Source organism: Clostridia bacterium (genome assembly GCA_024653205.1).
GTDB lineage: Bacteria > Bacillota > DSM-521 > Neomoorellales > SLTJ01 > JANLFO01.
In genome coordinates this window covers 1-17,981 of the sequence record JANLFO010000005.1, presented here as the reverse complement: position 1 = coordinate 17,981, position 17,981 = coordinate 1, and the positions used below count along the sequence as shown (strand labels likewise).

The window sequence follows — 17,981 nt, the reverse complement described above, 5'->3', positions numbered from 1 at the left end:
CCTACGTGTACATCCTGGGAAGGTAGGTTCTTTGTAAGACGATGTTATACTTCCTTATCCGGCTGTACAGCGTGGCCCGGCACACTCCCAGTCGCCTGGCCGCGGCGGCTACGTTGAAGTGGCAGAGCTCCAGGGCGCGCAGGATGGCCTCCTTTTCCTCTGCCGCCACCGAGTCCGTTCCGGGGGGCGCCTCTTTCTCGCCGCGGACGGGGTCTTGGCCAATAATTCCTGGGCCGGTAGGACCCTGGTCTTCGCCGAGTACCGCCTTAACCTCCTCGGCGGTAACCACTTTTCGCTCCCCCACCAGACTGAGCCGGAGCACCACATTGCGGAGTTCCCGCACGTTGCCCGGCCAGTCGTACTCCATTAGGGCCCGGAGCGCTCCCGGGGAGAAGGAGATTTCTGCCCCGTGCTTTTCGGCCAAATGCCTGGTGAGAAGGGGGATGTCCTCCTTGCGGGCCCGCAAGGGCGGGACCTTGATTTCGATGATACTCAGCCGGTAGTACAGATCCCACCGGAACCTGCCCTGCCGGCACAGTTCCTTCAGGCTGCGGTTGGTGGAGGCCAGGATGCGGGCATTAAGCGGCAATAACTTGGTGCCGCCGACCCTTTCAAACTCCTTTTCTTCGATGGCGCGCAGCAGTTTGCCCTGTAGCCCCAGATCCATGTCGCCGATCTCGTCTAGAAGGATAGATCCACCGGAGGCCAGCTCGAATTTTCCCTTCTTGGCCGCTACCGCTCCGGTAAAGGCGCCCTTCTCGTGCCCGAAAAGTTCAGATTCTAACAGGTCGTGGGGGATGGCGGTGCAGTTGATTTTGATGAAAGGCGCAAAGGAGTTCCGGCGATACTCGGAATGAATGGCGCTGGCCAGTATCTCCTTGCCCGTGCCCGTCTCCCCGGTAATGAGAACCGGGTAGGGGCTTAAAGCCGCTCTCCTGCACTGGGCCAATAACTTCTTGACCACCGGGGTTTCCCCAATAAAGTCGTCGAAGGTATAGCTGGAGTCCAGACGGGCCAGAGCGTCGTAGGTCTGGTCGGGGTCGTATTCTTTCTTAGATTGTTCGACCAGACTGGCCAGAACCGCCTTCAGCTGACCCAGGCCGCGAAAGACCACTATCCCCAGCACGGCGATTACTTCGCCTTTCCAGGTGATGGGAACCACGTTGACTATGCATTTTCTCCCCGTCACCGACTTTACCAATTCTATCTCGGCCTTGCCGTTGCGAATGATGTGCTCGTACTTGGTGTCGGGGTGCAGAACGCTAATCGGCTGGCTCCGGAGGGCTTCCTGCGTTTGGCCGGCCAGCTCGGCCGTGCCCTTGCTGGCGTGAATTATGCGCCCCTGGCGGTCAACCAGAACGGCGGCATCGAACACCGCATCCATGAGTTTGTCCAGCACGCCGCCCCGGTTGGTCAGCTCCTCCATGGATAACTCTAGGCGCATCCTCGATCACTCCCCGTTATCCCGGCTGGTGCGTTCTCGGGACCAGGTTGGCAGCACTCCCTCGCGCCCTCTGCCGTTGTTTCGGGGGCGCCTCCGCTCGGCCCGAAATTTCCCGGCACCATCCTTCATTTCGCTCCCAAGGCCTTCATCCCTCCTCCTGCCGAGACTTGGGGCCGCTTGCAGCGCCATGTCTAGCCATATGTATAGCCAGCTGTCAATCTCCTGCCTTTCCCTTCGGCGGTGTTTCCGTCCGGGCCCGGATATTCCAAGAAGAATTCGCTGCCCATGCCTGGCATAGTTGTTGCTTTGCCCACAGCCGGGCCGTGAGTTCCCGCGGGGGATCAGTGACTCCGCGCAGGGCGTAACTTGTTCGTTCCCGAAACCTCTCTCAAACCGAATTCGGGAAAGGAGGAGGCGTGGCTGTGAGTAAGGGCTATGACTTAATCGTAGTAGGCGCCGGGCCGGGCGGTACTGCCGCCGCCAAGACCGCCGCCGACAAGGGTCTTAAGGTCTTGCTTTTGGAGCGCGGGAGAAACCCGGGCGACAAGAACATGTCGGGAAGCTCTTTGTGGCGGGGCATCTCCGAAGAGATATTCCCCGGGTTCTCCGAAGCTGCATGCAATAAGGACATGCCCCGCTTCAAGGGAATCGCCATGCAGTACGTGCTGGACAACGACGAAAAGATGTATACTCTGGGGCTGGCCCCTGGAGCGGACGTCTTCCGGAATATGCTGAACGTGTTCCGCAACGAGACCGATAAGTGGTTTGCCGACCAGGCGGTGAAGGCTGGTGCTGAGCTTAAAACGGCTTTGGCCCAAGACCTGATCTGGGAGAACAAAGGGACTGAACACGCCCGGGTGAGGGGGGTGGTTACCGACGTCGGCAATTTCGAGGCCCCGGTGACCATCGACGCCTCCGGGCTGCATTCCATTCTGGCCCGCAGGGCGGGTCTGGCCAGGTTCGGCATGGATAAGGTCATGCTGGCGGTAAAGTACGTCTACCGGTTGGATCCAGAGGTACTTCGGCAGAGGGTAGACCTCTACTGGGATACGGACGGAGTGGAGGTTTACGACTGGGGCGACACGCCGGTTCAGTTCGGCTCTACCCCGGAGTTTTTCGCCGCCCACGCCGTGGCCTATCCGGGCCGGGGCATTGTCGATATCACTACCTACCAGACCCTAAAAGAAATGGTGAGGGCCCGGGTCAACATCCACCAGCGGGCGCAATGGTACTTGAACCAGACCAAGGTCAAGAGGCTGATTGAGGGTGGGGAGTTCATCCAGTGCAACTTCCACTGTCTAACCTCGTTTGACACTGTGGGCTACGTGGCGAAGTCGTACCTGCCGGGTTTGATTTTGGTGGGCGATGCGGGCGGGTTTGCCAACCCGTGCGACAGCTGGGGGGCCAACGTGGCCCAGTGGCAGGGAAGGATGGCCGCCGAGCTGGCCGCGGAGATGAAGGCCAAGAACGATTACTCCGAGGCCATGTTCGCCAGGTACGAAAAGACCTGGCGCGAGTCCTGGGTGGGCGAGGACGAGGTCCACGAGATAAGCCGGTTCTTCAGGGACGGCAGCTTCGATAAGATCTGGAAGGCCTTGGATGAATTCAGCTCGTTTGCCATTGCCGGGAAGTTCGAGAATATGTCCTACGTTTCCCTCTTCATCGGCGGCCTGCCCAAGTTGCTCCCGGCCCTTCCGGCCTTCCTGGAGATGCCCATGACCATCAAGAAGATCAGCGAAGGGGCCGTGAAGAAGGCCGGTGGCCTGATGGGCCTGCTCAGCGCCTTGAAAGCTGAATGATGGGGTAGTCACAAAAGAGAGGGGGAGCCAAGATGGCAGACTACAAGCAGAACGATGCCGGTATCCTTTGCGGGCCGCAGATCGTGGGGGCGAAGGTGCGCGAGCTTCTCCAAGGCAAGTACGAGGTCATTCCCAAGACCAAAGAGCATATCAAGGTCGACCGGAACAAGTGCATCGGTATCGGCTGCCAGATCTGCTACATCATCTGTCCCACGGGCTCTTACGAGATGGAAGAGGGCAAGGCGGTATGGAAGCACGGTATGGCGCTCTGTGGGGAGTGCGGTGCCTGCCGTTATGTATGTCCCGTGGACGCCATCGACTGGTCTTACCCGGAGGCGGGAACCGGCATAGTGCTGAAGTACTCCTAAGGGCGGCCGGGGCCCTCGAATCTATGGGTGGCAGGACGAAATGAAACTTTACAGCAAGGACGGGCGGCCGCTGTTAGATATCACCTCCATAGAGCGGGAGGGGGAAAATCTGGTCTGCCGGGTAAAGGTGGTGGGCGCGATGAGTATGGTCGTGTATGTGCGCCCGGAAGAGGCCTGGGAAATCAAGAAGGTCCTGGGGAAGGGAGTGATCGGCTTCCTGCCCAAATTCTTGTGGAAGGGCTGGAAAGCCCGGCGGGCGGGGCGCAAAAACGCGGCGGCGCCATGAGGTATTTCATCGGGGATTGGGAGGGTGCCAAGACGAGGTCACGGCACCCTCTTTTGTATTGCGTCCGGGACCAGCTCTCACCAAGGTGACGCTTCCGGTAGCCGGGCTTTCCGGCGGCAGGATTCCGATCAGGCACCGTAGAATCCGCACCTCGCCGCAGATAATTCTGGTAGCCGGCCGGTAGGAGAGGGAACCAGGACTGCCGGCAGGGCCGACCGGGGTTCACCGGCTCGAAGACTGGGAGGGGGTTTGGGCTTGGACGATCCGGAAATGTGGGACGCAGCGGTGGTGGGAGGCGGGCCGGCGGGGGCGGCGGCCGCCTGGTACCTGGCCCGGGAAGGCAGGGAGGTGGTGGTGCTGGAGAAGGCCGCCCTGCCGCGCTACAAGGCCTGCGGGGGCGGGGTGACGCGCAAGGCCTGGTCCCTCCTGCCCGGCGAGCCGACCGAGGTGGTGGAGGACGAGATGCTGAAAATAGTCTTCTGCTTCGGCCGGGCCGAGCCGGTGGAGGTGCGTGCGGGAAGGCCGGTGGCCCGCCTGGTCATGCGCGACCGGTTCGACCAGTGGCTGCTGCAGCAGGCGCAGGCGGCAGGAGCCCGTATAATTTCCCGCTTTCGGGTCGAGAGGCTGATCCCGGGCGCGGCGGGAGTCACCCTCCTGGGCGGCGGCGGCCGGCAGCTGTCGGCCCGGGTGGTCGTGGCCGCCGACGGCGCTTTCAGCCGGACCGCGCGGGCGCTGGGCATCCACCTGCCCCTGCACCGGGGGGTGGCGCTGGAGGCCGAGCTGCCGCTAGAGGAAAAAGAAATCTCCGCCTATCGCGGCCGAGTATACATAGACTACGGAGCCGTGGAGCAAGGCTACGCCTGGATCTTCCCCAAGGCGCGGCATCTCTCTGTGGGAGTGGGGTCGTTCGGGGTTCGGGGCGGGCGGCTGCCGGCCGCGCTCGATGCCTTCCTGCGCTCCCGGAAGATGGAGCGGGTGCCGCGCGCCCCGGCGCGGGCGCACCCCCTGCCGATACTGCTGCGGGCGCCGCAGGCCTGGCACGGCACCTGGGGTCTCGCCGCCGGGGACGCCGCCGGCCTGGTGAATCCCCTTACCGGGGAGGGCATCTACTACGCCCTGCAGAGCGGGCTGTGGGCGGCGGAAGCGGTCATCGAGCACCTAAAGGGCCGGGCCGGAGCCCTGGAGGGATACAGCCGGCGCCTGCGCGCCCGGATGTGGCCGGACTTTGCCGCCGCCCGGCGCCTGGCCCTGCTGGTATACCTGTCGCCGGGCTGGGCCCACGCCTGGCTGAAAAGGCACCCGGAGGTGGCTTCCGTACTCATGGGGGTGGTATCCGGAGAGATCACCTACCGGGAGCTCCTGCGCCGCGTGGCCCGGCGGGTTCCCGACCTGGCCTCGCGGCTGAAGCCGGGAGCCTGACTGCTGCCGTTCGGGTACCGGCCCCGGCGCCCCCGCGCTACCCTATGTCCCGCCTGCCGAGGGCCAGGGCCTGCCGTACAAGCCCGGGCACGGCGCCTGTCAATACCCTTTGGACCTGACGGACGCTGCTGTTTCGAGGCCGGTGCCGGCCCTGCCCTCGTACCGGTATGCCCGGACCCCGATTAGCCCGAGATCCGGACCTCTTCCCGGAGCACCTCGGGCGGTAGCGGGTGCTCCCCGTTCGTACTGTCACCTCGCCGACCGAACTAGGGTTCGGGCCTCGCCCTCCGGCGGGCTCCCGGCGGAGGCGCCGTCCGTGGCGCCCCGCCGCTTCGGCCGTCCGTGGCCTACGGCCCGCCTCCGGACTTGCCCTCACCGAGTTCGGTCCCCGGCGAGGTGCCAATGTACTCAGGTGAGCACCCGCTACCGCCTCAGCTTTGGCTTCCGCGCTTGTTCTCACCCGGTTCGGTTGCCGGTAAGTCCTGGGTACGAGGAACAGAACCGGCACTGCCCCCGGACAAACCGGGGACGACCCCGCCTTTGGATCAGCCAGGAGCACCCGGTGCCGCCCAAGGTACACTGCGGATACGTCGGCCCCTCGGCCCGAAGGAGCCGGCTACGGGTGGTCCTGCTGCGCGGGGAGTTTCTTGGGGTCGGGAAAGCGGAAGTGGTGGGTAATGGGGGTGGGCCAGGAGAGCAGCGCGTCGGTTTCGGCGGCGCAGGGACCGGCGTTGTGGAGGAGGTAAGGTACGCCGTCCGGACGGCGGCGGTCGGACACCACGGCGATGTGCGCCAGCGGCGGGCCGAAGACTACGATGTCCCCGGCCTGCCACTGCTTCAGGTTTTCGGGGTCACCCGGTCGAACCTCGGTGGTCAGGGAGGCGGCGTGGCGTTCAAAGAAGACCACCAGGTTGGCCACCCGCCGAAAATCGATGTTGGGGTCGGGCTTGCCCCCCACCCGGGGGTACAAATCGGGGTGGGCGCGGATGTCGGCGTCCACCATGGCCTTGAGGTCGTAGCCGGCAGCCCGGAGGGACTGCCAGATAACGTCCGTGCACACGCCTTCGCCGGGAGGCGGGTAGCCGCCGGCGTAGTAGCCGTCGCGGTACCGCGGACGGGTGCGGACGTACTCCCTGGCGCCTTGCACCGTGTCGTCCAGGTCCGGGATGCCGTCGCCGTCCTGGTCGTGGTCGAGGACCACCTTTTCCACCTGCACTTCCGGCACCCAGGGCGCAGCCCTCTGCAGTTCCGCCGCCCAGTCGGCCGGAAGGCGCGCTCCCAAATAGAAACGAAACCCGGCCACCAGGCCGAGCAGGGCTAAGACTAACAGAACTGCGCCGAGATGTCGGTTCGGTTTGCACATGATCTCGTCCCCGGCGTGCAGGCCGGCACCGGGCCTGGGCCGCGTCCCCGAGCGGTCCGGCGCCGGCTTTGTGGCGCGTTATCGGCCGAGAGACTGACCTCCCGGCCCTACAAATCCCGGTAGGCCTCCAGCCACCTCTCAATGTAGGCCTGCGCCTTTTCCCGGGGGCGGAATACGCCGAAGTGCCCCTCGCAGAGGATGTCCGCCTCCAGCTCCAGGAGCATCCGCGCCGTGTGCCGCCACTGGGAAAGGTTCGAGCCCCAGGCGGGGTCGAAGGGCCCGTGGAGATCCTGGGCGAACAGCACCCGGGTGCCGTCGAAGTCGCCGTAGAGCACGATACTCCCCGGGGTATGCCCGGGAGCGTGCAGCACGGTCAGGGTGCGCAGCCCCGCGGTCAGGGTTTCGTGGGCCTGGGAGAAAACCAGGTCCACGCCGACGGGTTGGTAGGACACGCCGTAATAAGAAGCGGCGGTAAGCTCCGGCAGCCCCTCCTGTATGGAGCGCAGGTCCCCCTGGTGGGCGCACACCGTGCCGCCGGTGGCGGCCTTCAGGCCGGCCAGGCCGCCGATGTGGTCGATGTGTCCGTGGGTAGCCACAAGGTAGCGCACCTGGCCGGGGTCAAACCCCAGGGCGGCGATGTTGTCCAGGATTTGCGGGACGCTCGGCCCCAGGCCGGCATCGATCAGCACCAGCTCCCCCCCGCCGTCTACCAGGTACACGCAGCAGTCCTGCTCGTCGGTAACCTCCGGGCCGGCTACCCGCCACACCCCGGGGCAGATCATGTTTGCAGCCACTTGTTTCCTCACCTCAACCGCTTTTTAGGCCGCCAACCAGCCTCTGTTCTCCTTGCAAAGAGGGTGGCCATCCGGCTTGCCACCTACGATCAAACTGGATTCACCGGAGAGATTAAGAATCCTTCTTTGCATTTGATTTCAATTTCGGTTTTGGGAACGGCCACCTTTGGGGGTCCGAGTCGGGAAATGGCAAAATTCACTGCAGGAACCGGGGCGGCGCCGGCGTATTAGTTAGAACGATGTTGCGCGTTCTCGGCGATGACCGAAGCCGGAGGGGGTGTTGGCTTGACGTACGTCGTGACCGGGATCTTGGCCTTTCTGGCCTATCTGTACCTGGCCGCCGGCAGCGGCACCCTGCTGGGCGCCTGGAGCGGCGCCGAGCTGGTTGCCGGGGCGATCACCGGGGTGGCGGCCGGTATCGCGGGGGGAAAGCTGCTCTTCCCCGCCGGGAACTTCCGTATGCTCAACCCCCGGCGGTGGATCCTCTTCCTGCTCTACCTGTTCGGTCCTTTCTTCTTGGGCATGGCCAGGGCCAACCTGGACGTGGCCTGGCGGGTGATCACCGGCCGCATCCGGCCGGGCATAGTCAGGATCGAGCCCGGGCTTAAGAGCGATCTGGCCGTGACCCTCCTGGCCAACTCCATCACCCTTACCCCGGGCACGCTTACCGTCGAAGCCGACGATAAGGGCGCGCTGTACATTCACTGGATCTACGTGCAGGACGAAACCCCGTCCGTCGAGCAGGTGTGCGGGTCTTTCGCCTCCTGGGCGAGGAGGATCGCGGAATGAGCTCGATGTTTCTGGCCGTCGGCGCGCTGCTGGCGGTGCTGATCGGCGTGGTGGCGGTGCGCTGCTTTCTGGGGCCCACGGTCCCGGACCGGGTGGTGGGGCTGGACACGGTGAACACCCTGGTGGTGGCGGCCATGCTGGTCTTCGGCGCTGCGCGAAACGAAGTGGTGTTCATCGACGTGGCCGTGGTCTACGCCCTGCTCTCCTTCGTGGGCACGCTCTTTATAGCCAAGTACCTGGGGAAAGGGCTTTAGGCCGGAGGGGGGAAGGTTATTGAGTCCCTGGGAAGAGGTCATCCTGGTCATGCTGGTCATCGGCACGGTCTTCAACACCCTGGGCGCCGTGGCCCTGTTCCGGTTTCCGGACGTGTACACCCGGCTCCACGGGGCTACCAAGTGCACCACCTTCGGCTCCATATTCACCGGGCTGGCGGTGGTGGCTTACGGGGTGGTTCTCTGGGCGGGGACCGGGGAGGCCAAATTCGCCACCCTGGCCCTGCACGCCCTGCTGGCCGTGGTGGCGCTCCTGGTAACCAACCCCAACGGCGCCCACGCCCTGGCCCGGGCCGCCCACCGCAGCGGAGTGCTGCCGCAGCAGGCAGTGGTGGACCGGCTGGCGCAGAAAGAGGAGGGGTGAGCGTGGAGACCCTGGCCCACGCGGTGCTGTCGGTAGTGCTGATAGTAAGCGCCTGGCTGGCGATCCGGCTGAAAAGGCTCCTGGCGTCGGTGATCATGCTGGCGGTGTTGAGCCTGGTGCTCTCCCTGGAGTTCTACCTCCTCAAGGCGCCGGACGTGGCCATCGCCGAGGCGGCCATCGGGGCGGGATTGACTACCGCCATATTCGTCTTCGCCCTAAAGGGCGTGAGGGAGGAAGGCTGAGTGTCCGCCAAGTGGGTGTTCCCGTTCTTCCTGATTTTCGTGGCCCTGATTTTTGCCGGCGTGCTGGGAGTGCACCCCCTGGGCCAGCCGGTGGCTACCGGAATGGACGACTACTTCATCCAGAACAGCCAGCCGGAAACCGGGGCCAACAACGTGGTAACGGCCATCGTCTTCGACTACCGGGGCTTTGACACCCTGGGTGAGGCTACCGTATTATTCACCGCGGTCAGCGCGGTGCTGGCCCTGTTCCGGGGGGTGAAGGCCGGGTGAAGCCCATGTCCCGCATCGTCACCACCGTGGCCGGGGCCCTGGTCTGGTTCGCGGTGGTTTTCGGCATCTACGTGGTGGCCCACGGCCACCTCACCCCGGGCGGGGGTTTTCAGGGCGGGGCGGTGCTGGCCTCGGCGGTGGCGCTCATACTGGTGGCCCACGGCCGGGAGATCACGGAGAAGCTCCTGCTCAAGAAGAAGGAGGGCCTCTCCCTCTTTGAGAGCGTGGGCCTTTTGGGCTTCATCGGCCTAGGCTTTGCCGGCCTGGGCGCGACCTTCTTCTACAACCTCCTGGCCGGGCGGGGAGGACTCTTCGGCAATCCTGTGCCTCCCGGGATCAACCCCGGGGACCTCAATACCGCGGGCGTCCTTCCGCTGATGAACCTCACCGTGGGGCTGGAGGTCCTGTGCGGCCTCTCCCTGGTGGTGCTTTTCATGCTCTGGGGCCTGGAGCAGGACTTCGGCGCCGGCGAAGGGGGGCAGGGCGGTGGGAATCGCTGATCTTCCCCTGGTGGCGGTGGCGGCGATGCTGGCCATCGGCGTCTACGGCCTCCTGTTCGAGCGCAACCTGATCAAGATTGCCGTGGCCATGAGCGTGGTGGAATCCGGGGTGAACCTCTTCCTGGTTTCCCTGGGCTACCGTCAGGGCGGCACCGCCCCCATCTACACCATGGCGCCGGAAGGCACACCCATGGTGCTCCCCACGCCTCAGGCCCTGACCCTGACCTCCATAGTCATCGGCCTGGCCACGACCGCCTTTCTGCTTTCCCTGATCGTGGTCCTGTACCGGCACTACGGCACGCTCGACGTGCGGGAGATAAGGAGGCTGCGCGGATAAAGTGACAGCGAACCTGGCCGTTCACGCTCCCATACTGGTCGTAGCCGTGCCCCTTCTGGCCGCCTTTGCCACCCCGCTGGTGAGCCGCCTGGGGGAAGCCGCCCGCAAGACCTGGCTGATCCTGGCCGTGGCCGCCACCTTCCTCTGGGTGCTGGTGCTGCTGGACCGGGTCCTGAACCTGGGCCCGCAGGTGTACGTGTTCGGCGCCACCCACCCGGGCCTGGCGCTGCCCTCGGGCCTGCGCTTCCCGGTGCGCATAATCTTCGAAGTGGACGCCATGAGCGCCTTCATGGTTCTCTCCGCCTCGCTGGTGGCCCTGGCCACCGCCGTGTACAGCCTGCGCTTCATGGAGGGCTCGGACGGGCTGGACAAGTTCACCAGCCTCTTCCTGCTGCTGCTGGCCGGCATGCTGGGCATGGAGCTCACCGGCGACGCCTTTAACTTCTTCGTCTTCCTGGAGGTAAGCTCCATCGCCGCCTCCGCCCTGGTGGCCTTCTGGAGGCAGGAGCCCGAGCCCGCCGAGGCCGGCTTCAAGTACCTGCTCCTGGGCACCTTCGGAGCGCTGCTGGTGCTCGTGGCCGTAGGCATTCTCTACGGCCGCTACGACGCCCTGAACTTCGCTTCCCTGGCCGCCCAGTTGCGGGTGGGGCCGGTGGAAAAGCTGGCGCTGGCCCTGTTGGTGGCCGCCTTGGCCATGAAGGCCGGAGCCGTGCCCCTGCACTTCGTCACCCCGGACGCCTACTCCCGGGCGCCGGCGGTGGTCACGGCCATACTGGTCAGCGTGAGCCAGGCGAGCCTCTACGGCCTCTTCCGGGTGGCCTTCAGCCTTTACGGGCTTAACCTGCCCTCCACCGCCGTCCTGGGCTGGGTGATAATCGTCCTGGGCCTGCTCTCCATGTTCGTGGGCGTGACCATGGCCATTCCCCAGCACGACGTCAAGCGGCTCATGGCCTACCACGCCGTCTCCCAGACCGGCTACATGCTGCTGGGGGTGGGGGTGGGCCTGGCGGTGCTCGCCGATCCGGTGGCCTTCAGGGAGTACGGCCTCAAGGCCATGGAAGGCGGCATATTCCACATCATCAACCACGCCATGTACAAGGGGCTTCTGTTCCTCACCGCCGGCGCGCTATTCTACCGGACCGGCACCGAGGACCTCAACGTCATGGGCGGGCTGGCCCACCGCATGCGCTTCACCACGGTCTGCTTCATGATCGGCGCCGCGGCCATCGCCGGCCTGCCGCCCTTCAACGGATTTGCCTCCAAACTCCTGATTTACGAATCCGTCTACCGTTTCAACCCGGTGCTGGCGGTGATCGCCATGGTGGTGAGCATCCTCACCCTGGCCTCCTTCGTAAAGGTGTTCCAGAGCGCCTTCCTGGGGCCGGAGCTGCCCGCCTACCGAAAGGTAGAAGAGGTGCCGGCCGGCATGCGCGTCGGCATGGGCGTTCTGGCGGCGGTGGTGGTGTTCTTCGGCCTGTTCCCGCAGCTGATCGTCAACACCCTGGTCAGCCCGGCGGCGCAGGCCCTGGCCCAGCAGGCGGTCTATATTGCCCAGGTCATGGGGGGAAGGTAAGTGTTGGAGACCCTGGTTACCGGAAGCGGCTTCTGGCACCCTATTTTCTGGCTTGTGGCCCTGGCCCTGGCCCTGGCCATTACCCTCATTATCCGGGCTCTAGGCCGGGCGGGCTACCAGAAGGGAACCGAGCAGACCAAGCCCTTCTTGTCCGGGCAGCCGGAAAGGGAAAAGGAGCACCTGCGGGCGGGAAACATCTACTGGGGCTTTCTCGAAGCCCTCAGGGGTTACTACCGGCCGCTGCAGGCCGGGCACACCGGCATAGCCGCCGACTACCTGGCCTGGTTCGTGGCCGGGCTGGTGATCATAAGCATAGTTTTACTCTGGAGCTGAGGGGGGAAGGCCGTGAACCTTGCCTATCGCCGGGCGCTGTGGGTTTTTCACCTGAACACCGGTTCCTGTAACGGCTGCGACATCGAGATCCTGGCCTGCCTTACTCCCCGCTACGACGTGGAGCGCTTCGGCATCAAGCTGGTGGCCTCGCCCCGCCACGCGGACGTGCTTTTAGTCACCGGGCCGGTGGTGCGGGGCATGGACGAGCGAGCCCGCCGCATCTACGAGCAGATGCCCGGCCCCAAGGCGGTGATCGTGGTGGGCACCTGCGGCGCCAGCGGCGGGGTATTCCACCATTCCTACAACCTGGTCGGCCCGGTGGACAAGGTGCTGCCGGTGGACGTGTACGTTCCCGGCTGCCCGCCCCGGCCGGAGGCCGTAATCCAGGGCGTGGTCCGGTGCTGGGCCAAGCTGGAGCGGGCCGCGGCCAAGGGCCGGGCGGCAGAAGGGGTGGGCTGATATGGAAAGCCGGGAATTGATCCGGTTGCTGGAGGAGCGGCTGGGTCCGGCCTTTGAGGTAACGCGGGTGCAGAGTGTGAGCGCGGGCAGCAAGGGCTATACCTACGAGGTTATCTGGGCCCGGGTGGGGCGGGAAAGCCTGCGGGAGGCGGTGACGGCCCTGAAGGAGTGCGAGGAGCGGGAGGGCCGGCTGCCGCACCTGGCGGTGATCTCCGCCGCCGACCTGGGGGAGAGCATAGAGCTGGTCTACCACTTCGAGCTGGGCTGGGGCCGGCCCCGGGCCGCGGTGCCCCTCAATTTGAGCGTGACCGTGCCCAAGGAAGACCCCCGCGTGCCCTCCTTATCCGACCTCCTTCCCGGCGCCTTCATCACCGAGCGGGAAAAAGAGGAGATGATCGGGGTGGTGGTGGACGGCCTGCCGGAAACCGGCAACCTCTTCCTGCCCGAGGATTTCCCCGCCGGGGTCTACCCCTGGCGCAAGGACGAGCACGGCGTGCAGTCGCTGCTGCGAGAACTGGAGTGAGGACCGATTATGGCCGAGCATACCTACACCTACCGCATCCCCTTCGGGCCGGTGCACCCGGGGCTGAAAGAGCCGGTAAGCTTCGTCTTCGAGCTCGAGGGCGAGCGGGTCAGGTCGATGCGCTTCAAACCCGGCTGGGTTCACCGGGGCATCGAGTACATGGGCATGCAGAGGAACCCCATCCAGGTAATCTACCTGGCGGAGCGCATCTGCGGCATCTGCTCCGTATCCCACGCCCTGAACTTCTGCCTGGCGGTGGAATACGCCCTGGGCATAACGGTACCGCCCCGGGCGGACTATCTGCGCACCGTGGTAGCGGAGCTGGAGCGGCTGCACTCCCACATCCTCTGGGCGGGCGTGGCCGCGCACATGCTGGGCTTCGACTCCCTCTTTTACTACACCTGGCGGGTCCGGGAAGAGGTCATGGACGTGCTGGAGTACCTCACCGGGAACCGCGTGAACTACGGGTTTATGACCATCGGCGGCGTGCGCCGGGACCTTACTCCCGAGGGCGCGGCCAAGGTGCGGGAGAATCTGAAGCATTACCGGGAACTCTTTGACCGGCTGAAGCAGGCCTTCCTGGACGACCCCAGCATCCGCCTCCGTACCCGGGGGGTGGGGGTGCTGCCCGAGCGGGCGGCCTGGGAGACCGGCGCCGTGGGCCCCACCAAGCGGGCCTCGGGCATCCCCGCCGACCTGCGCCAGGACCTGCCCTACTGCGCCTACGCGGACCTGGCGGTGGAGGCCGTAACCCCGGCGAAGCTCGGCGCCGAGACCCTCGGCGACGTCTACGACCGCGTCCTGGTGCGGCTGGGGGAGGTGGCCCAGTCCCTCGACATCCTGGAGGCCTGCCTGGATAACCTGCCTTCCGGGCCGGCGGTGGCCGAGCCCAAACTGACCAGGCTGCTCAACAGCCTGAAGCAGGCCGGGGGCGAGGCTACCAGCGCCCTGGAGGCGCCGCGGGGGGAGGTCTACCACTTCGTGCGGCTGGCCGAAGGGGAGGAAAACGTGGCGGTGTGGAAGGTCCGGGCTCCCACCTACGCCAACCTGGCGGCCCTGGTGCCCATGATGGAAGGGGCGCAGATAGCGGACATTCCCATCATCGTGGCCTCCATCGACCCCTGCCTTTCCTGCACCGACCGGATGCTGGCGGTGAGAAGCACCCCGGCCGGCGGCCGCGAGGTGCTGACCGGGGAGGAACTGTTGCGCCTCTGCGCGGAAAAGACGAGGAGGGTGGTGCCGTGCTCGGCGCTTTATGGCTGATCGGCGGCGGTTTGGCGGCAATAGTCCTGGGACTGGTTCTGGCCTTGCTCTTTAAGGGCATCGACCGCAAGCTGGCGGCAAGGCTGCAGGGCCGGATCGGCCCGCCCGTCTGGCAGCCCTTCTGGGACCTGCGCAAGCTTTTGCTCAAGGAAACCATCGTTCCCGAGAACAGCATCCCCTGGCTCTTCAACTTCGCGCCGGTGCTGGCCCTGGCCGCCACCTTGACCGTGCTCTTCTACCTGCCTCTGGGCAACCTATGGCCCCTCCTGGGCCAGGAGGGCGACCTCATCCTCATCCTCTACCTCCTCACCCTGCCGGCGGTGGCCATGGTGGTGGGGGGCTTCGCCTCGGGCTCGCCCTACGCCGCCGTGGGCGCCCAGAGGGAAATGGTAATGATGATGAGCTACGAGTTCCCCCTGGCGGCGGTGATGATCACCCTGGCCTGGAAGCTGAGCCTCACCGCGGGCGCCGGGGCGGCCTGGGCCGGCGCGCCTCCTTTTTCCCTGGCCGCCTTCAGCCTCTGCCCGGTGTGGGGCACGGTAGAGCTGGCGGGCGGGGTAGGGCTTGTCCTGGCCCTGGCGGCGCTGGTCATGGTCACGCCGGCCGAACTCTCCAACCTTCCTTTCGACGCGCCGGAGGCGCACGAAGAACTGGCCGGGGGGCTCTTGGCTGAGTACTCAGGCCGCAACCTGGCCCTGTTCTACCTGGCCGACGCGGTCAAGACCCTGGTGCTGGCCGCCCTGATCGTGGCCCTCTTCTTCCCCTACGGCCTTTCCGGCCCCCTTTCCCTGGGCGGCTGGTGGGCAGTACTGGTGGACTTCGTCTTCTTCTGGGTGAAGGTGCTGGCGGTGATGCTGGCCGCGGTCACCTACTTCCGGGTGGTGCTGGCCCGCTTCAAGATCGACCAGATCGCCTACGCCTACTGGATGCCGGTGCTGGGCATAAGCGTGGTAGGGCTCGTTCTGGTGGCCCTGGACCACTTCCTAATCTAGGGAGCGGGGTGACGATCCGATGACCGTAATGGCCCGCGAGCTGATCAAGCAGCTCTTCCGCCGTCCCTTCACCAATCCTTTCCCGGTGCGGTACGCCCCGCGCTCGGTAACCCGGCTGCTGGAGGCGGTGGCCGAGGGCCGGGCCCGGATCAACCCGCCGGTGCCGGTGCCTCCGGACTTCCGGGGCTCCCTGGCCTACGATCCGGAGCGCTGCACCGGCTGCCGGTTGTGCCGGCGGGTGTGCCCCACCCGGGCCATAGAGCACCGGCCCGAGGAGAAGAAGATAAGAGTCTACCTCTCCCGCTGCATCGCCTGCGGCCAGTGCACGGAGATCTGCAGCCGCCAGGCCTTAAGCCTCACCCCCGAGTTCCTGCTGGCGAGCGAGGACAAGTATGCGCCGTCCCTGGTCCGCGGCTAGCGCCGGGGGCCCGCACGCCTCGCGGGCTGGGAAGGCCCGGTCGCGGCCGCACCGTAACGGCCCGTTTCCCCGCCGCTCCTCCTCTCTTGCTCCTCCTGCCGGGCCGTCGCGCGGCCCGAGCCGTACCTCTTCGGCGTTGACACTTCGGCTTTCACCGCCCCGCCCGCACCCGGGCGCACCGGGCCGGGTTCGGCCGGCTCCCGGCCGTTCTTCCTGCCGCCGTCGTCTGGCGATGGGCGGACCGGCTCCGCATCCCGGCGGCCGGAGCCGGGTACGGGCTGCGGCCCGGTTCGACCTGCTGCTGGGCGTTGGCAGCCCCTGGCTGGGGGACGACGGGGTGGGGCCCTGGCTCGCCCGCCGGCTCAGGCTACCCGGCTGGCAGGCTATAGACTGCGGGACGGCGCCGGAAAACTTCACCGGCCGGGTACGCGCCCTGGCGCCCCGGCGGCTGGTGGTGGTGGACGCCGCGGTCATGGGCCTGGTGCCCGGCAGCCTCCGCCGTCTGCGTCCGGAAGATCTGGCCGCCGCGGCCGTACCCGGCCACCGCCTGCCCTGGCCCCTGCTGGCCGGCTATCTTGCCCGACTCTGCTCCGAGTTCACCGTGGTTGCGGTCCAGCCCCTTAACCTCGAGCCGGGCGCGGGCCTTTCCCGCCCGGTGCTGCGGGCGGCGCGGCGCCTCACCCGGCTCTTGAGCGGCAACCGCCTGGATGCGCTTCCCCTATACGGTCCCGGCGGTCAAGGCCGTGGGTACGATCCGCGTGTCCGTTGACATGGATTTGCCTTACGCCTACAATGTAAGCAAGGAGGGAAGTAAGGCATGACCATAGTAACCGTGTCCTCAAAGGGGCAGATAATCATTCCCGCTGAAATCCGTAAGGCCCACGCCATTAAACGAGGAGACAAGTTTGAGCTCCGGGTGTCCGAGGGCAGGCTGGTGCTCGTGCCACTGCAGGAAAGGCCCTTTGTCTGTCTCTACGGCGCACTGAAAGGGGACTCCGGACTGGTCCGGGCGCTGGAGGAAGAGCATGCGCGCGAGCTCAAGAAAGAAGGCTGAAGGGATCTGCGTCTTGGATGCCTACTCCTTGCTCGCCTTCCTGGAAGCGGAAGAAGGTGGGGAGAAGGTTAAGGAACTGCTTGAGACCCCGGGCTTCCGCTTTTACGTTAGCGCTGTTAACCTGGGCGAGGTGTATTACATCCTCCTGCGCGAGCGAGGGAAGGAAGCCGCCGAGTCGGTGGTAGATGAATTGCGCCGCGCAGGGTCAATCACCGTGGTAGACGTCACCTGGGAACGGGCCCGGGCCGCTGCAGAGCTGAAGGCCCCGGGCGGTATCTCCTACGCGGACTGCTTTGCCGCCGCCCTGGCGGCAGAGAAGGGCGCCGCCTTGGTTACCGGCGACCGGGAATTCCGGCGCGTAGCCGACCGGGTAAGAATCCTCTGGATCAACCGCGATAAGGCCGAAAGGGGCTGAGCGTCGGCTCCGTCCCGGCCGGCCGGGTCCTCTACTGCCACCGATTCCCTTTTCCTTCGGAATACCTGATCCCTTCTCCTTGAGCTGGCGGCCTCGACCTGCCCCCTGCCGTTTCCACCCTTCCTTTCACCCCTTGGGCCCGGGTGAATAGCCTATGGGTATGAAAGACTCACGGTAAAAAGTCAAGCCCCAGAAACCAGTTGATGTAGCAGCACACACCTTAAAGAGACAATAATAACCTTGCCCAACTGCATGGTAGAAGTTGGCAACAAAGCAGCGGAAGGAGGTTTTAGAGCGGAACTAATCCACCACCGTCCCCTTATAGATTTGGCCTTTGCTCAGCAGGGCAAAGACCAGTCTGACCAGTTTGCGGGCGGTCAACACCAGCGCTCGTTTATGCTGGTGCTTGCTAGCCTCGCGGTACTTAGCCTGGTAGTAGGCCTTGTATTCTTCGTTGTGCACCCGCAACGAGTTAGCGGCCTGAACCAGGTAGTAGCGCAGGTAGCGGTTGCCGGTCTTGGTCAAGCGGCGTTCCTCGGCGTCGAAGTCGCCTGACTGGTAGCGGGTCCAAGTGAGGCCGGCGTACTGAGCCAAGGCAGCCTGATCTTTGAAACGGCTGATATCGCCGATTTCGGCAATAATGCCGGCGGCCGAAACCGGGCCCAGTCCCCTCGTGGTGGTCAGGGTCTGGGGTATGGCTTCTA

At 65.4% G+C, this 17,981-nt stretch carries 25 protein-coding genes; 21 read left to right on the top strand and 4 right to left on the bottom strand.

Annotated features, from left to right (window positions below):
• Position 1: 1 nt before the first annotated feature.
• Positions 2–1,444 (bottom strand): sigma 54-interacting transcriptional regulator, encoded by a 1,443-nt coding sequence (locus NUV99_03665; protein ID MCR4419227.1) that lies wholly within the window; start codon positions 1,442–1,444, stop codon positions 2–4.
• Between the two features lie 422 nt (positions 1,445–1,866).
• On the opposite strand from NUV99_03665, the gene NUV99_03660 reads away from it, so the two are divergent.
• The 4 genes from NUV99_03660 to NUV99_03645 all read left to right on the top strand — a co-directional run bounded on the left by NUV99_03660 (position 1,867) and on the right by NUV99_03645 (position 5,316).
• Positions 1,867–3,243 carry an NAD(P)/FAD-dependent oxidoreductase gene (locus tag NUV99_03660; GenBank protein MCR4419226.1) on the top strand — a complete coding sequence of 459 codons (1,377 nt, stop codon included), beginning with the start codon at positions 1,867–1,869 and terminating at the stop codon, positions 3,241–3,243.
• Positions 3,244–3,275: 32 nt separating this feature from the next.
• Complete coding sequence (locus tag NUV99_03655; GenBank protein MCR4419225.1) at positions 3,276–3,611, top strand: 4Fe-4S dicluster domain-containing protein; 336 nt, start codon at positions 3,276–3,278, stop codon at positions 3,609–3,611.
• 40 nt (positions 3,612–3,651) lie between these two features.
• Positions 3,652–3,897 carry a hypothetical protein gene (locus tag NUV99_03650; GenBank protein ID MCR4419224.1) on the top strand — a complete coding sequence of 82 codons (246 nt, stop codon included), beginning with the start codon at positions 3,652–3,654 and terminating at the stop codon, positions 3,895–3,897.
• A 255-nt stretch (positions 3,898–4,152) separates the two neighbouring features.
• Positions 4,153–5,316, top strand: a complete 1,164-nt coding sequence (locus tag NUV99_03645; GenBank protein ID MCR4419223.1) for a geranylgeranyl reductase family protein — start codon at positions 4,153–4,155, stop codon at positions 5,314–5,316.
• 616 nt (positions 5,317–5,932) lie between these two features.
• Here NUV99_03645 and NUV99_03640 read toward each other — a convergent pair.
• Positions 5,933–6,679, bottom strand: coding sequence for a DUF1287 domain-containing protein (locus NUV99_03640; protein MCR4419222.1), 747 nt, complete (start codon positions 6,677–6,679; stop codon positions 5,933–5,935).
• Between the two features lie 107 nt (positions 6,680–6,786).
• On the bottom strand, positions 6,787–7,473 hold the full coding sequence (locus NUV99_03635) for an MBL fold metallo-hydrolase (protein ID MCR4419221.1): 687 nt from the start codon (positions 7,471–7,473) through the stop codon (positions 6,787–6,789).
• A gap of 285 nt (positions 7,474–7,758) precedes the next feature.
• Between NUV99_03635 and NUV99_03630 the strand changes: the two genes are divergently transcribed.
• The 17 genes from NUV99_03630 to NUV99_03550 all read left to right on the top strand — a co-directional run bounded on the left by NUV99_03630 (position 7,759) and on the right by NUV99_03550 (position 17,277).
• Positions 7,759–8,262, top strand: coding sequence for a Na+/H+ antiporter subunit E (locus NUV99_03630; protein ID MCR4419220.1), 504 nt, complete (start codon positions 7,759–7,761; stop codon positions 8,260–8,262).
• Positions 8,259–8,516, top strand: coding sequence for a monovalent cation/H+ antiporter complex subunit F (locus tag NUV99_03625; GenBank protein ID MCR4419219.1), 258 nt, complete (start codon positions 8,259–8,261; stop codon positions 8,514–8,516). The genes NUV99_03630 and NUV99_03625 overlap by 4 nt, the downstream gene beginning before the upstream one ends.
• Positions 8,517–8,565: 49 nt before the next feature.
• Positions 8,566–8,898 (top strand): monovalent cation/H(+) antiporter subunit G, encoded by a 333-nt coding sequence (gene mnhG, locus NUV99_03620; protein ID MCR4419218.1) that lies wholly within the window; start codon positions 8,566–8,568, stop codon positions 8,896–8,898.
• Entirely contained in the window at positions 8,895–9,140 is a 246-nt protein-coding gene (locus NUV99_03615) for a DUF4040 domain-containing protein (GenBank protein ID MCR4419217.1), read from the top strand. The genes mnhG and NUV99_03615 overlap by 4 nt, the downstream gene beginning before the upstream one ends.
• The gene (locus NUV99_03610) at positions 9,141–9,410 is read left to right on the top strand and encodes a hypothetical protein (protein ID MCR4419216.1); all 270 of its coding nucleotides are present in this window, start codon (positions 9,141–9,143) and stop codon (positions 9,408–9,410) included.
• A 5-nt stretch (positions 9,411–9,415) separates the two neighbouring features.
• Positions 9,416–9,910: a sodium:proton antiporter gene (locus tag NUV99_03605; protein MCR4419215.1), complete on the top strand. Its 495-nt coding sequence runs from the start codon at positions 9,416–9,418 to the stop codon at positions 9,908–9,910.
• Complete coding sequence (locus NUV99_03600; GenBank protein ID MCR4419214.1) at positions 9,897–10,247, top strand: sodium:proton antiporter; 351 nt, start codon at positions 9,897–9,899, stop codon at positions 10,245–10,247. Before NUV99_03605 ends, NUV99_03600 begins: the two co-directional genes overlap by 14 nt.
• A gap of 1 nt (position 10,248) precedes the next feature.
• Positions 10,249–11,820 (top strand): NADH:ubiquinone oxidoreductase, encoded by a 1,572-nt coding sequence (locus NUV99_03595; GenBank protein ID MCR4419213.1) that lies wholly within the window; start codon positions 10,249–10,251, stop codon positions 11,818–11,820.
• Positions 11,821–12,153 (top strand): hydrogenase, encoded by a 333-nt coding sequence (locus NUV99_03590; GenBank protein ID MCR4419212.1) that lies wholly within the window; start codon positions 11,821–11,823, stop codon positions 12,151–12,153.
• 12 nt (positions 12,154–12,165) lie between these two features.
• A complete protein-coding gene (locus NUV99_03585) occupies positions 12,166–12,612 on the top strand; it encodes an NADH-quinone oxidoreductase subunit B family protein (protein MCR4419211.1) in 447 nt (148 codons plus the stop codon).
• Position 12,613: 1 nt separating this feature from the next.
• On the top strand, positions 12,614–13,135 hold the full coding sequence (locus tag NUV99_03580) for an NADH-quinone oxidoreductase subunit C (protein ID MCR4419210.1): 522 nt from the start codon (positions 12,614–12,616) through the stop codon (positions 13,133–13,135).
• Between the two features lie 9 nt (positions 13,136–13,144).
• Entirely contained in the window at positions 13,145–14,398 is a 1,254-nt protein-coding gene (locus tag NUV99_03575) for a nickel-dependent hydrogenase large subunit (protein MCR4419209.1), read from the top strand.
• On the top strand, positions 14,377–15,390 hold the full coding sequence (locus tag NUV99_03570; GenBank protein ID MCR4419208.1) for an NADH-quinone oxidoreductase subunit H: 1,014 nt from the start codon (positions 14,377–14,379) through the stop codon (positions 15,388–15,390). Before NUV99_03575 ends, NUV99_03570 begins: the two co-directional genes overlap by 22 nt.
• A 19-nt stretch (positions 15,391–15,409) precedes the next feature.
• Complete coding sequence (locus NUV99_03565) at positions 15,410–15,808, top strand: 4Fe-4S binding protein (protein MCR4419207.1); 399 nt, start codon at positions 15,410–15,412, stop codon at positions 15,806–15,808.
• Positions 15,809–16,040: 232 nt separating this feature from the next.
• Complete coding sequence (locus NUV99_03560) at positions 16,041–16,577, top strand: hydrogenase 3 maturation endopeptidase HyCI (protein MCR4419206.1); 537 nt, start codon at positions 16,041–16,043, stop codon at positions 16,575–16,577.
• Between the two features lie 48 nt (positions 16,578–16,625).
• A complete protein-coding gene (locus NUV99_03555; GenBank protein ID MCR4419205.1) occupies positions 16,626–16,862 on the top strand; it encodes an AbrB/MazE/SpoVT family DNA-binding domain-containing protein in 237 nt (78 codons plus the stop codon).
• On the top strand, positions 16,834–17,277 hold the full coding sequence (locus NUV99_03550) for a type II toxin-antitoxin system VapC family toxin (protein MCR4419204.1): 444 nt from the start codon (positions 16,834–16,836) through the stop codon (positions 17,275–17,277). Before NUV99_03555 ends, NUV99_03550 begins: the two co-directional genes overlap by 29 nt.
• Positions 17,278–17,577: 300 nt before the next feature.
• Here NUV99_03550 and NUV99_03545 read toward each other — a convergent pair.
• Positions 17,578–17,981 (bottom strand): transposase (locus NUV99_03545; protein MCR4419203.1); only part of this gene is annotated, 404 nt, incomplete at its 5' end.